Origin of the sequence: Pseudomonas sp. NBRC 111119 (assembly GCF_001320125.1) — a bacterium.
GTDB classification, from domain to species: Bacteria; Pseudomonadota; Gammaproteobacteria; order Pseudomonadales; family Pseudomonadaceae; genus Aquipseudomonas; species Aquipseudomonas parafulva.
This window is the reverse complement of record NZ_BCAV01000051.1, coordinates 16,097-29,746: the sequence shown is the minus strand read 5'-3', so window position 1 is coordinate 29,746 and position 13,650 is coordinate 16,097. Positions and strand designations below refer to the sequence as shown.

At 62.3% G+C, this 13,650-nt stretch carries 13 protein-coding genes; 6 read left to right on the top strand and 7 right to left on the bottom strand.

Annotated elements, in window-relative coordinates; genetic code table 11:
• Window positions 1-86: 86 nt before the first annotated feature.
• The 3 genes from tcyN to tcyJ are packed head-to-tail and all read right to left on the bottom strand — an operon-like array spanning window position 87 to window position 2,307.
• A complete protein-coding gene (gene tcyN, locus APH25_RS18745; protein ID WP_060482970.1) occupies window positions 87-845 on the bottom strand; it encodes an L-cystine ABC transporter ATP-binding protein TcyN in 759 nt (252 codons plus the stop codon).
• Between the two features lie 2 nt (window positions 846-847).
• Window positions 848-1,516, bottom strand: coding sequence for a cystine ABC transporter permease (tcyL, locus tag APH25_RS18740; protein WP_028635373.1), 669 nt, complete (start codon window positions 1,514-1,516; stop codon window positions 848-850).
• On the bottom strand, window positions 1,513-2,307 hold the full coding sequence (gene tcyJ / locus APH25_RS18735; RefSeq protein ID WP_028635372.1) for a cystine ABC transporter substrate-binding protein: 795 nt from the start codon (window positions 2,305-2,307) through the stop codon (window positions 1,513-1,515). Before tcyJ ends, tcyL begins: the two co-directional genes overlap by 4 nt.
• A 157-nt stretch (window positions 2,308-2,464) precedes the next feature.
• On the opposite strand from tcyJ, the gene epsC reads away from it, so the two are divergent.
• On the top strand, window positions 2,465-3,397 hold the full coding sequence (epsC, locus tag APH25_RS18730) for a serine O-acetyltransferase EpsC (protein ID WP_060482969.1): 933 nt from the start codon (window positions 2,465-2,467) through the stop codon (window positions 3,395-3,397).
• Between the two features lie 276 nt (window positions 3,398-3,673).
• The gene (betT, locus tag APH25_RS18725) at window positions 3,674-5,635 is read left to right on the top strand and encodes a choline transporter BetT (RefSeq protein WP_177331205.1); all 1,962 of its coding nucleotides are present in this window, start codon (window positions 3,674-3,676) and stop codon (window positions 5,633-5,635) included.
• Window positions 5,636-5,695: 60 nt separating this feature from the next.
• On the opposite strand, the gene tauD is transcribed toward betT, so the two are convergent.
• Genes tauD through tauA form a run of 4 tightly spaced genes read right to left on the bottom strand, consistent with a single transcriptional unit; the run spans window position 5,696 to window position 9,189 of the window.
• A complete protein-coding gene (tauD, locus tag APH25_RS18720) occupies window positions 5,696-6,529 on the bottom strand; it encodes a taurine dioxygenase (RefSeq protein WP_060482967.1) in 834 nt (277 codons plus the stop codon).
• A gap of 37 nt (window positions 6,530-6,566) precedes the next feature.
• The gene (tauC, locus tag APH25_RS18715; RefSeq protein ID WP_060482966.1) at window positions 6,567-7,406 is read right to left on the bottom strand and encodes a taurine ABC transporter permease TauC; all 840 of its coding nucleotides are present in this window, start codon (window positions 7,404-7,406) and stop codon (window positions 6,567-6,569) included.
• A complete protein-coding gene (gene tauB, locus APH25_RS18710) occupies window positions 7,403-8,191 on the bottom strand; it encodes a taurine ABC transporter ATP-binding subunit (protein ID WP_060482965.1) in 789 nt (262 codons plus the stop codon). The genes tauC and tauB overlap by 4 nt, the downstream gene beginning before the upstream one ends.
• Before the next feature lie 26 nt (window positions 8,192-8,217).
• Window positions 8,218-9,189, bottom strand: a complete 972-nt coding sequence (tauA, locus tag APH25_RS18705) for a taurine ABC transporter substrate-binding protein (RefSeq protein WP_060482964.1) — start codon at window positions 9,187-9,189, stop codon at window positions 8,218-8,220.
• Between the two features lie 424 nt (window positions 9,190-9,613).
• Between tauA and APH25_RS18700 the strand changes: the two genes are divergently transcribed.
• The 4 genes from APH25_RS18700 (at window position 9,614) to APH25_RS18685 (ending at window position 13,600) form a co-directional block, all read left to right on the top strand.
• Window positions 9,614-10,948 (top strand): OprD family porin, encoded by a 1,335-nt coding sequence (locus tag APH25_RS18700; protein ID WP_028635365.1) that lies wholly within the window; start codon window positions 9,614-9,616, stop codon window positions 10,946-10,948.
• A gap of 164 nt (window positions 10,949-11,112) precedes the next feature.
• The gene (locus tag APH25_RS18695; protein ID WP_060482963.1) at window positions 11,113-11,751 is read left to right on the top strand and encodes a peroxiredoxin; all 639 of its coding nucleotides are present in this window, start codon (window positions 11,113-11,115) and stop codon (window positions 11,749-11,751) included.
• 207 nt (window positions 11,752-11,958) lie between these two features.
• Window positions 11,959-12,552 carry an NADPH-dependent FMN reductase gene (ssuE, locus tag APH25_RS18690; protein WP_060482962.1) on the top strand — a complete coding sequence of 198 codons (594 nt, stop codon included), beginning with the start codon at window positions 11,959-11,961 and terminating at the stop codon, window positions 12,550-12,552.
• An 82-nt stretch (window positions 12,553-12,634) separates the two neighbouring features.
• The gene (locus tag APH25_RS18685; RefSeq protein WP_060482961.1) at window positions 12,635-13,600 is read left to right on the top strand and encodes a sulfonate ABC transporter substrate-binding protein; all 966 of its coding nucleotides are present in this window, start codon (window positions 12,635-12,637) and stop codon (window positions 13,598-13,600) included.
• The last annotated feature ends 50 nt before the right edge of the window (window positions 13,601-13,650 follow it).

The window sequence follows — 13,650 nt, the reverse complement described above, 5'->3', positions numbered from 1 at the left end:
AAGGCTTTATAAAAAGTTTATGAACTAACGCTTTGGAATATATATAGAAGAGGTCTGCCCGCCCTCGGCAGGGCGGGCGCGGGGCGTTACTCTGAGGCGGCCGTGCCCAGGAACTTGCGCAAGAACTGCCGGGTGCGCTCTTGCTGCGGGGCCGCGAACAATGCCTTGGCCTCGCCCTGCTCCACGATCACGCCCTTGTCGAAAAACACCACCCGGTTCGCCACGTCGCGGGCAAAGCTCATTTCGTGAGTGACGATGATCATGGTGCGTTTTTCTTCGGCCAGGCTGCGGATGGTTGCCAGCACCTCACCCACCAGCTCCGGGTCCAGTGCCGAGGTAGGTTCGTCGAACAGGATCACCTGCGGCTCCATGGCCAAGGCACGCGCGATGGCGACACGCTGTTGCTGGCCGCCGGACAACCGCCTGGGGTAGGCGTCTTCCTTGCCGGCCAGGCCAACCTTGGCCAAGAGCTGTCGGCCCAGGGCCTCGGCCTGCTCGCGGGGTGTCTTCTTGACGATCACGGGCCCTTCGATGACGTTTTCCAGCGCTGTGCGGTGCGGGAACAGGTTGAAGTTCTGGAACACGAACCCGGCCTGCTGGCGCAGCCGGCGGATCGCCCCCTGCTGCGAACCCAGCGGGCGGTTGGCGTCGATGCCGATGTCGCCAATGTGGATCTGCCCGGCGTCGGGCGTTTCCAGCAGGTTGATGCAACGCAGGAAGGTGGTCTTGCCCGAGCCGCTGGGGCCAATGATGGCCACCACTTCGCCGGCCTGCACGGTCAGGCCGATGCCGTCGAGCACGGTCTGGCCCTTGAAGCGCTTGGTAAGGCCTTTGACTTCAATCATGCTCAATGCTCCTGGTCATGCTGGTTGACCCGCGCTTCCATGCGGTTCTGGAAGTGCGCCAGGATGCTGCACAGCACCCAGTAGATCACCGCCACTGCCACGTACATGGTGAACACCTCGAAGGTTCGCGCGGTAATCAGCTGAGCCTGACGGAACAGCTCCGGCACCTGGATGGTGGCCGCCAGCGCGGTGTCCTTGACCAGTGAAATGAAGCTGTTGCCCAGCGGCGGCAGCGCTGTGCGCAGCGCCTGGGGCAAAATGGCCCGGCGCATGGCCTGCACGCGGGTCATGCCGATACTGGCCGCCGCTTCCCATTGGCCGCGGTCGATGGAGGAAATCGCGGCGCGCAGAATTTCGCATACATAGGCTGCCATGTTCAGTGACAGGCCAATCAGCGAGGCAGGGATGGGGTCCAGTTCGATCCCGATCTGCGGCATGCCGAAATAGATCACGAACAGTTGCACCAGCAGCGGTGTGCCGCGGAAGAACGACACATAGACCCGCGCCAGCCAGTTCACCGGCAGCACCTTGGACAGCCGCATCAGTGCCAGGGCAAAGCCCAGCAGCAGGCCAAAGAACATCCCCCCGACGCTGAGCAGGACCGTATAACCCGCGCCCTTCAGCAAGAAGGGCGCGGAGTCGACAACCAGTTGCAGGCTTTCAGCGATCATTGGGTGACATCAGCACCAAAGTATTTTTCGGAGAGCTTGGCCAGGGTGCCATCTGCCTTGAGCTTGTCGATGGCCTTGTTGATGGCAGCCAGTAGCTCCGGTTCCCCCTTGCGCAGCGCCACGCCGCTTTCCAGGCGCGAGAACGCCTCACCGGCAAGTTCGGTGTCCTTGGCCTTTTGCGCATATTCCAGCGCGGCCAGGCGGTCGATCAGAATGGCGTCGATGCGGCCGTTGCGCAGGTCGGCGAACTTGCTCGGGTCGTCCTCGTAGGTAAGCACTTCAGCCTGGGGCACATCCTGCTTCACCCACTGCTCGTAGTTGGTGCCGAGCCCTACACCCACCTTCTTGCCAGCCAGGTCCTGGGCACGCTTGATGTTCAGTTGGTCGGCCTTCTTCTTCAGGATCAGCGCCTGGATACCAGAGACGGTGTACGGCTCTGAGAAGTCGTACTTCTTTTTGCGCTCGTCAGAAATGGTCACCTGGTTGACCACCACGTCCAGGCGCTTGGACTCCAGTGCCGCCAGAATGCCGTCCCATTTGGTGGGCTGAATCTTGGCCTTGACCCCGAGCTCCTTGGCCAACAGCTCGGACAGCTCCACTTCGAAGCCGGTCAACTTGCCGTTTTCGTCCTGGAAGCTGAACGGTGGGTAGGTGCCTTCCAGGCCGACGTTGATCACGCCCTTTTCCTGGATGGTCTTGAGTTCCTCCCCGGCAAAAGCGTGGCCGAGCAGGCCGGTACCCAGCACCACAGCCAGGCTTGCGTTGAGTAATGGTTTAACGAATTTCGACATGTCTGAGCCCCCTTATATTTGATATGCCGCAGCATGGAATAAAGCGGTGTTATTTCCAAGTGACTGTTTTGCCGTAGAGTGGTTCGCACACAGGCCGGCCCGGGCCGTTTGCGGGCATGGCGATAAAACTGGATGGCCGATACGGCAGGAGACAACCGTGAGCGAACAACCTTCATCTGGGCACTGGCAGTTGCACAGTATCGTGGCCGGGTTGCGTGGCGCCCGTGAGCAATGGCGCAGCCGCAACGGCCGCAGCAGCGGTGAGCAGGGTGGCCGCGAGCTGCCCTCGCGCGAGGCGATGCGGCACGTGCTGGAGCAACTGTGCGGCGCGTTGTTCCCCATGCGCCTCGGGCCTGTGGACTTGCGTGAAGAGAGTGAAGACTTCTACGTGGGCCACACCCTGGATGCCGCCCTGAATGCGTTGCTGGCCCAGGCGCGCCTGGAACTGCGCTATGCCGCCCGGCAAAGCCAGGAAGACATGGCCGGCGCGGATGCGCAGGCACTCAGGTTGATCCAGGGTTTCGCCGCAGCGCTGCCGGGCCTGCGCGTGATGCTGGACACCGACGTGCTGGCGGCCTATCACGGTGACCCCGCCGCACGCAGCGTCGATGAGGTGTTGCTGTGCTACCCCGGTATCCTGGCCATCATTCACCACCGCCTCGCTCACCACCTTTACCGTGCTGGCCTGCCCCTGCTGGCGCGGATCAGTTCGGAGCTGGCGCATTCGGCCACCGGCATCGACATCCACCCCGGTGCGCAAATCGGCCCGAGCTTCTTCATCGACCACGGTACCGGTGTGGTAATCGGCGAAACCGCGATCATTGGCGAGCGCGTACGCATCTATCAGGCCGTGACCCTCGGCGCCAAGCGCTTCCCCAGCGATGAGTCCGGCACCTTGCACAAGGGCCTGGCGCGGCACCCGATCGTGGAAGATGACGTGGTCATCTACGCCGGCGCTACCGTGCTGGGGCGCATTACCATCGGCAAGGGGTCGACCATCGGCGGTAACGTGTGGCTGACCCGCAGTGTGCCGGCCGAAAGCAACATCACCCAGGCAAACCTGCAACTGGATTGCCAGGACAAGCAATAACCCCTTCTGCCGCCCCTTGCGAAGCGCCGCCCTGCGGCGCTCACAACCCCGAACCCAGCTGGGAACCAAACCCACCGATCAGCGGCCTTATTCGCATCCAACGCCCAATCCATGATTAACTTGAACGCTTGTTCAATTTAAAAACGCTGGTCCCCCGCCGGTGTTCAACAGGAGGATTCCTTTGCTGAACCCGTTCATTTCGAGCCTTCCGTCCTACGACGAGGTGCATGCCCCATGAGTGCGCCGACCCCTTCACTTGCCAACGGCAAGGTCCGCATGAACCCCCCGGTGTTCTATTTCGCGGCAAGCTTCATCCTCATTTTTGGCCTGGTGGTCATCTCCAATCCGCAAACCGCAGGCGACTGGTTGCTGGCGGCGCAGAACTGGGCTGCCAACACCGTCGGCTGGTACTACATGCTGGCGATGACGCTGTATCTGGTCTTCGTGGTGGTCACCGCCTTGTCTGGCTACGGCAAGATCAAGCTCGGTGCCGACCACGACGAGCCCGAATTCAGTTACCTGTCATGGGCCGGCATGCTCTTCGCCGCCGGCATCAGCATCACGCTGTTCTTCTTCTGCGTGTCCGAACCCCTTACCCACATGCTGCAGCCGCCGCAGGGCGAGGCTGGCACGGCCGAAGCCGGGCGCCAGGCGATGCAGATTCTGTTCTTGCACTGGGGCCTGCATGGCTGGGGTGTGTTCGCCTTTGTCGGCATGGCGCTGGCGTATTTCGCCTACCGCCACAACCTGCCGCTGGCGTTGCGGTCGGCGCTGTACCCGCTGATTGGCAAGCGTATCAACGGGCCTATCGGCTACGCCGTTGACGGCTTCGGCATCATCGCCACGGTTTTCGGCCTGGGCGCCGACATGGGCTTTGGGGTGCTGCACCTCAATGCCGGCCTGGACTACCTGTTCGGCATCAGCCACAGCCAGTGGGTACAAGTGGTGCTGATCACCCTGATGATGGGCGCTGCCGTTGCAGTGGCAGTTGCAGGGGTGGAGAAGGGCGTGCGGGTGATGAGCGACATCAACCTGTTCCTGGCCTGCGCGCTGTTGCTGTTCGTGCTGTTCGCCGGCCCCACCCAGCACCTGTTCAACACCTTGATCCAGAACCTCGGTGACTACCTGGGCGCCTTGCCACGCAAAAGCTTCGACGTGTATGCCTACGGCGAGAACCGCGACTGGCTGGGTGGCTGGACGGTGTTCTACTGGGCATGGTGGATTGCCTGGGCACCCTTCGTGGGCCTGTTCATTGCCCGTATTTCCCGTGGGCGCACCATCCGCGAGTTCGTGTTCGGCGTGCTGCTGATTCCGCTTGGCTTCACCCTGGCGTGGATGTCGATCTTCGGCAACAGCGCACTGGACCAGGTGATCAACCATGGCATGACGGCACTGGGCCAGGCAGCGTTGGACAACCCGTCCATGAGCCTGTACCTGCTGCTGGAAACCTACCCCTGGAGCAAAGCGGTGATCGCCATGACGGTGTTCATCAGCTTCGTGTTCTTCGTCACCTCGGCCGATTCCGGCACGGTGGTACTGTCCACCCTGTCTGCCACGGGCGGCAGTACCGACGAAGACGGCCCCAACTGGCTGCGCATCTTCTGGGGCGCCATGACGGCGCTGGTCACCAGCGCCTTGCTGTTCGCCGGCAGCATCGATTCGCTGAAGTCGGCGGTGGTGCTTACATCGTTGCCGTTCTCGCTGATTCTGCTGTGCATGATGTGGGGGCTGCACAAGGCGTTCTACATGGAGTCGCAGCGGCGGATCGCACAACTGCACTCCCTGGCACCCTTCGCCCAGACGCGGCGTGGCCGTGGCGGCTGGCGGCAGCGCCTGAACCAGGCGGTGCACTTCCCGTCACGCGATGAGGTGTACCGCTTCATGGATGATGTGGTGCGCCCGGCCATTGCCGATGTGCGTGAAGTGTTCGAGCAGAAGGGCCTTGTGCTGATCACCCAGGACGACCCCAGCCACGACAACGTCAGCCTGAAGGTGGGCCATGGCGAAGAGCAGCCGTTCATCTACCAGGTGCAGATGCGTGGCTACTTCACGCCATCGTTCGCCCTGGGTGGGCTGGGCGCGCAGGACCTGAAGAACCGCCGCTACTACCGGGCGGAAGTGCACCTGAGCGAAGGCAGCCAGGACTACGACTTGGTGGGCTACAGCAAGGAGCAGATCATCAACGACATCCTCGACCAGTACGAACGGCACATGCAGTTCCTGCATCTGGTGCGCTAGAGGCTGCCCTGCAGGCATCACCGCGGCCCGTCGCCACGACAGGCCGCGGCGATGCCCCGATCAGAAGGGTGCATCCCCCAAAATGGTGGCCCGATGCATCACCCGCCGGCTTGGCCGGTAATCATCCACGGCAAAGTGCTGGGTCACGCGGTTGTCCCAGAACGCCACGTCGTTCTCCTGCCAGCGCCAGCGAATGCTGAATTCCGGCCGCGTGGCATGGGCGAACAACAGCCGCAACAGGGCATCGCTTTCCAGTTCGCTCAGCTCATTGATACGCGTGGTAAACCCCTCGTTGACGAACAACGCCTTGCGCCCGCTTACCGGGTGGGTACGCACGACCGGGTGCGACAGCGGCGGGTTGTTGCGCCGCGTGGCCTCCCAGCGCGCCAGGTCTTCTGGCGTGGTCCCAAAACGCTCCAGCGGGAACGACTTGGTGAAGTCGTGGGTGGCCGTAAGCCCCTCCAGCATCGCCCGTAGCGGCGCCGACAAACCCTCCAGCGCCGCAATGCCGCTGGCCCACAAGGTGTCGCCACCGTAGGCCGGCAGCTGCTTGGCGCTGAGCACGGCGCCAAGTGCCGGGGTAGGCAAAAAGGTCACGTCGGTGTGCCACACCGCATTGTCCCGCACATCGGTCACGGCGGTATCCAGCACCAGCACCTGTGGTGTCTGCGGCACATTGGGGTAGATCGGGTGAATGTGCAGGTCACCGAACAGCGCGGCAAAGCGTGCCTGCTGCTGCGGGTTGATGGGCTGGTCGCGCAGGAACAACACCTGGTGCCGGAGCAGCGCCTGCTCGATGGCATCGCGGTCCTGGGCGGTGATGTCGCGGCTGATGTCCACGCCACTGATCTGTGCGCCCAGTGCCGGGCTGAGGGGGGTAATGGTCAGGCTCATGTCGGTCTCTCAATCAGGCGCCAGTGTGCCGGCGTGGTCAGTGGGCTTGCCCGTGCCAGGGCACCAGCTTGCGTTGCAGGGCGCGCAGGCTCATTTCCAGCGCGAAGGCGATCAGCGCGATCAGCAGGATGCCCAGTACCACCACATCCGTGACCAGAAACTGCGCGGCAGACTGCACCATGAAGCCCAGGCCGCTGGTGGCTGCGATCAGCTCGGCGGCCACCAGGGTGGACCAGCCCACGCCCAGGCCGATGCGTATGCCGGTGAGGATGTCGGGCAGCGCGCTGGGCAGGATCACGTGACGAACCAGCTGGGCCTTGCTGGCACCCAACGACTGCGCGGCGCGTAACCTGGCCGGGTCGACGGTGCGTACGCCGGTGGCGGTGGCGATGGCGATCGGGGCAAAAATGGCCAGGTAGATCAGCAGTACTTTCGAGGCTTCACCGATGCCGCACCAGATCACGATCAGTGGCAGGTAGGCCAGCGGCGGGATGGGCCGGTAGAACTCGATAAGTGGGTCGAGGATGCCGCGCGCCACGCGGTTGTAGCCGATGGCGATACCCACCGGGATGGCTGTCAGGGTGGCAGCCAGCAGCGCGAAGCCGATACGCCCGAGGCTGGCGGCCAGGTGCTGCCACAGGCTGGCGTCCATGTAGCCCTGGGTCAGCAGGCCCCAGGCCCGGTCCAGGATATCCGCCGGTGAGGGCAGAAACAGCGGCTCTACCCAGCCAGCAGCGGTTACCAGCCACCAGGCCAGCAGCAGGCTGCCCAGCGTCAGAGCGCTGATCCAGCGGGTGGGCAGTGGGCGGCGTGCGCGCAGGGCTGGCTGCGCCGACGCGTCGTGTTCGCCGTCTGCCAGCAGGTCCAGGATGTTCATGCGTGCTCCTTCAGGTTCTGGCGCTGGGAAAACACCCGCGCCAGCACGTGTTCGCGGGTTTCGATGAAGGCCGGGTCAGACTTGATGGCACGGGCGGGTTCGCCGGCTGCATAGCGCTGGCCAAAGTCCAGCTGCAGGCGCTCGACCACCCGCCCCGGGTTGGGCGCCAGCAGTATCAGGTCGCTGGCCAGGAATACGGCTTCTTCGATGTCGTGGGTAATCAGGAACACGGGTTTGGCAGTGCGTTGCCACACTTGCAGCAACAGCTCCTGCATCTGCTCGCGGGTGAAGGCATCCAGGGCGCCGAACGGCTCGTCCATCAGCAGCACCCGTGGGTCGGCTGCCAGTGCCCTGGCCAGGCCAACCCGCTGTTTCTGGCCGCCGGAGAGCTGCCATATGCTGCGCTCGGCAAAGCCGTGCAGGTCCACCAGCGCCAGCATCTCCCTTGCCTTGGCTTGCCGCTGCGCACGTGGCACACCGGCCAGCTCCAGGCCGAAGGCAACATTGGCCAGCACGTTCTGCCAGGGCAGCAGGGCGTCGTCCTGGAACACCACGCCGCGTTCCGCTCCGGGCCCTGCGACCGGCACACCGTCGAGGGTGATGCGGCCACTACTGGGGCTGACGAAGCCGGCGATCAGGTTCAGCAGCGACGTCTTGCCGCTGCCGGAGGGCCCAAGGGCCACCAGCAGTTGGCGCGGCCCCAGGCTGAGGTTGATGTCGGCCAGTACAGGGGCGGTGGCGCCGGGGTACTGTGCACTGATGTGCTCCAGTTCGAGCAAGGCCATGGCAGGCTCCGTGGTTATCTACGGGTTCAGTTGGGCAGGTACTGGGCGCTGACGTAGGGCGCGTAGTCCGGCAGTACGGCGTCGACCTTGCCCTGCTGCTTGAGGAAGGTGGCCGTGTCGGTCAGCGCCTGGATGGTCGGGGCGCCCAGCGCCTTGGCCTGGTCAGCGGCCAGGGGGTAGACGTTGCCTTGCAGCAGTACCGGGATGTCGCTGGGCTTGGCACCCGACAGCTTGGCCAGCTTGGCCACGTTGTCGGGGTTGGCCAGCCAGGTTTTGGGGTCGTGGCGGTAGGCGGCGTAGGCATCCAGCGTGACCTTGGCGAAGGCCTTGACCACTTCAGGGTGTTGGGTGGCGTAGTCCTTGCGCACAATCCAGGCGTCGAAGGTCGGGGCGCCTTGCTTGGCCAGCTCGCCAGAGGTGATCAGCACCTTGCCGGTTTCCTTGGCCACACCCAGGGCGGGGTCCCACACATAGGTGGCATCGATATCGCCACGCTTCCAGGCGGCAATGATGGCCGGTGGTGCCAGGTTGAGGATCTGCACCTTGGCAGGGTCGATGTTCCAGCCTTTCAGCGCTGCCAGCAGGCTGTAATGCCCCGTGGAAACAAACGGCACCGCCACCTTCTTGCCTATCAGGTCTTGCGGGGTCTTGATGTTGTCGCGGGCGACCAGGGCTTCACCGGCGCCGATCTGCGTGGCGATCAGGAATGTCTCGATGGGTAGTTTGCGCGTGGCGGCAGCTGCCAGCGGGCTTGAGCCCAGGTAGCCGATCTGGACGTCGCCGCTGGCAACCGCAGTGATCACATCGGCCCCGTTATCGAATTTGCGCCAGTCAATGCTGGCCTTGCTGGCTTTTTCGTAGTCGCCGTCAACCTGGGCCACTTTGGCGGGGTCGACCGTGGTCTGGTAGGCGATGGTCAGGTCGGCGGCCTGTGCCAGCCAGCTGGCGCCGGCGAGGGTGAGGGCGGTAAGCAGGCGCAGTGGAGTATGCGGATTCATTGGGCGTTCTCGTCGGCAGGGAGGCTGTGACGAGAAGGCTAAATGATCTAAGAAAGACGAAATAAATAACTTTTAGGCATTAGCTAAGGCGGTTGGTGCAGCCGGGTGATCTTTTTCAGCAAATGCGCGCCAACTGCCTGGAAATAACCTATGGTTATTCCCCTGACGCGACCTACAACAAAACGCAGTAAAGGTTCACACCATATTCCGTAAAAATCTTAAGGTTTCACAAAACAGTCATTTTGGATTTATAGGATTGTCATTATCCTGTAGCCCAGGTGGCGCCTTAGACCAAAGTCGCGAAATGTTTAGAAACGATTGACTAAATGGTCACGCTTTGGGACTAAATCGCCAATCCACGGTGAGCAGGGCACAGACCCCGCCGCCAGCGATACACAAAAATTAGAACGTAGAGGAGCAAAACATGTACAAGTCCAGCCTGGCCATCGCCGTGGCACTGGGGGTTATCGCCCAACAAGCAGGCGCTGCCGGTTTCGTAGACGACAGCAAACTGTCGCTCAGCTCGCGCACCATGTACTTCAACAACGACAACCGTGACGGTGGCGCAGACAACCGTGAGTCGGGTCAGGGCTTCAAGCTCGACTACCTGTCCGGTTTCACCGAGGGTACCGTTGGCTTCGGTGTTGACGTACAGGCCCTGTGGGGTATCCACCTGGACGGTGGCCGCGGCAAGCACCCGGATAACAGCAGCTTCTTCCCTAGCGACTCCGACGGCTCTTCTGCCAGCCAGTGGGCGCGCGTAGGCGGTAACGCCAAGGCACGCTTCTCCAAGACCGAGGTTCACTACGGTAGCGCCCTGGCGCCAAACCTGCCGATCCTGGTGTCCAACGATGGCCGTCTGCTGCCGCAGACCTTCGAGGGTGGCACCATCCAGTCGAAGGAAATCGACAACCTCACCATCAACGCAGGCCAGCTGACCCACGCCATGGGCCGTGCTTCGAGCAACCGTACCGGCCTGTCGGTCAACGGCGCCTTCCGTGACAGCAACAAGTTCCGCTACGGCGGCCTGGACTACAAGCTCACGCCAGACCTGACCCTGCAGTACTACTACTCGAACCTGGAAGACTTCTACAAGCAGCACTTCCTGGGTGCTACCCACGTCTTCAAGATCGCTGACGACCAGTCCTTCAAGACCGACCTGCGCTATTTCAACAGCAGCAGCGACGGCCGCAACGGCGATTCGGGCTACACCTTCAACAACAACGGCGGCTTTGCCAGAACGCCGGGCGAAGTCGACAACAAGACCTGGTCCGCGATGTTCACCTATACCCTGGGTGGCCACTCGCTCATGGTCGGTCACCAGCGCGTCAACGACGACGGTGGCTTCGTATGGCTGAACCAGGGCAGCGTCCGCAAGGACGGCTCGCGCTCCTCGCTGGAAGGCGCCGGCGGTGCAAGCTTCTACCTGTTCACCGACAGCATGATCAACCAGTTCGCCAAGGCGGGTGAAAACACCACCTTCGGTCAGTACTCGTATGACTTCGCGCGCCTGGGCGTACCGGGCCTGAAGGCGTCGGTCTCCTACCTCAAAGGCGAAGACGGCAAGAACGCCAACGGCAACGGCACCTTCAGCGAATGGGAGCGTGACGCTCGCGTCGACTACGTGATCCAGGAAGGCACCTTCAAGGGCCTGGGCGCCAGCCTGCGTCACGGCGTATACCGTGGCACCGGCACCAGCTCGCTGGCTGACCAGGACCAGACCCGTCTGATCTTCAACTACACTTACAACTTCCTGTAAGCCGTAGCGCCAGTAGAAAGCCTCGCCGTGTGCGAGGCTTTTTTGTACCTGCAATTCAATAGGCTAAAAAATTATAAATAAATCGTTATTTATTCTTTTTGTTTTTATTCGAATGCAGGCACATTGAACCCATACCCACGGCGCCAGCACAGGAGTTGCAGCCCATGAGCCTCAAACTCGGCGATATCGCCCCCGATTTCGAACAGGATTCCAGCGAAGGCAAAATCCACTTTCACCAGTGGCTGGGCAACAGCTGGGGTGTGCTGTTCTCCCACCCCGCCGACTTCACCCCGGTGTGCACTACCGAGCTGGGGCTGACCGCCAAGCTGAAGGACGAATTCGCCAAGCGTGGGGTCAAGGCCATTGCCCTGTCGGTAGACCCGGTGGACTCGCACCACCGCTGGATCGACGACATCAACGAAACCCAGAACACCGTGGTCAATTTCCCGATCATCGCTGACGCCGACCGCAAGGTGTCCGACCTGTACGACCTGATCCACCCGAACGCCAGCGATACCCTCACGGTGCGTTCGCTGTTCGTGATCGACCCGAACAAAAAGGTGCGCCTGACCATTACCTACCCGGCCAGTACCGGGCGCAACTTCAACGAGATTCTGCGGGTGATCGACTCGCTGCAACTCACCGACACCCACAAGGTGGCCACGCCAGGGAACTGGCAGGACGGCGATGATGTGGTGATCGTGCCCTCGCTCAAGGACGAGGAAGAAATCAAGCAGCGGTTCCCCAAAGGGTACCGCGCCGTGAAACCGTACCTGCGGTTGACCCCCCAGCCAAATCGTTAGTGGATTCGTTGTTGCATCGCGCTTAGCCAAGCAGGGTTTCAGGCCGTCTCGACGGCCTTTTTTTATGCCTGAAGGAATTTGCCTGCCCGCAGAGGAGCCGCCTGCATTGATAAGATTAAAAATGAATAAACAAATAAATAAATATGATTTATAGATATATAAAGAAGCTGTTACTGTCGTTTCAACAGAACACAAGGAAGCCTTCCAATGCTGGTCGTCTCAATCGGTGGTAGCCCCAGTACCCGTTCACGCTCCGGCGTGCTGCTCGAGCGCTCGCGCCAGTGGCTACAGGGCCAGGGCGTGGAAGTGGTGAGCTTCCAGGTACGTGACTTCCCCGCAGAAGACCTGCTGCATGCGCGCTTTGACAGCCCGCAGGTGCAGCACTTCCAACAGCTGGTGGCCCAGGCCGATGGCCTGATCGTGGCTACCCCGGTGTACAAGGCATCGTTTGCCGGGGCGCTCAAGACACTGCTCGACCTGCTGCCTGAGCGTGCGCTGGAACACAAGATCGTGTTGCCCATCGCCACAGGCGGCAGCATCGCCCACATGCTGGCCGTGGACTACGCATTGAAACCGGTGCTGTCAGCACTCAAGGCGCAAGAGACCCTGCAAGGGATCTTCGCCGACGACAGCCAGATAGCCTACGGCGAAGGCAATAAGCCCGCCGTGCTGGCACCGGCACTGGAAGGCCGCCTGCTGGACTCGCTGGAAACCTTCCATGTGGCGCTGGCCCGCCGGCCGCGCCCCGTGGCGCCCGGCGTACTCAATGAACGCCTGATCAGCGCTCGCTGGAGTATCTGACCGGCTACACCGCTTTACCACCTTACTCGCCCGTCAACGAGGCAAGCAGGTGCAACCCGAACCCATCGCACAGGAGAGCGCCATGCGCACAGTCTTCTTGCGTCGCGGTCTGGTCGCCCTGTTTGCGGCGGCTGTGTCCTTCGGCGCCATTACCCAAGCCCAGGCCGAAAGCCTGCGCATCGGCTATCAGAAATACGGCACCCTGGTGCTGCTCAAGGCCAAAGGCACGCTGGAAAAGCGCCTGGCCGATCAGGGCATTCAGGTGCAGTGGACAGAATTCCCCGGCGGCCCCCAGCTGCTTGAAGGGCTGAACGTCGGTTCGGTCGACTTTGGGGTTACCGGCGAAACCCCGCCAGTGTTTGCCCAGGCAGCAGGTGCCGATTTGCTGTACGTGGCCTACGAGCCCCCTGCGCCGCACAGCGAAGCCATTCTGGTGCCCAAGGGCTCGTCGATTCAGTCCGTAAAAGAACTCAAGGGCAAGAAGGTCGCGCTCAACAAAGGCTCCAACGTGCATTACCTGCTGGTTCGCGCCCTGGAAGATGCCGGCCTCAAGTACACCGACATTCAGCCTGTGTACCTGCCGCCCGCTGATGCCCGTGCCGCGTTCGAGCGCGGCAGTGTCGACGCCTGGGTGATCTGGGACCCGTACCAGGCTGCCGCCGAGCAGCAACTGCAAGCCCGTACGCTGCGTGACGGCAAGGGGTTGGTCGACAACCACCAGTTCTACCTGGCCACCCGCAAGTACGCCACCGCGCACCCAGCAGTGATCAACGCCCTGATCGAAGAGGTGCGTGCTGTTGGTGAATGGGCCGAGGCCAACCCGCAGCAGGTCACCGACCAGGTTGCCCCGCTGCTCGGCCTGCCCGCCGACATCACGCTGACCTCCATGAAGCGGCAGGGCTTTGGTGCAGAGCCGCTGACGCCCGACGTTGTGAACGCTCAGCAAAAGATCGCTGACACCTTCCAGGGGCTCAAGCTGATACCCAAGCCGCTGAGCATCAAGGACGTGATCTGGACGCCCCCGGCCAAGGTCGCCACCGCGCCTTGATTCTTTCGCCTGCGCCGGGGCACCGCCTCGGCTGAGTCACCTTTCAGGAG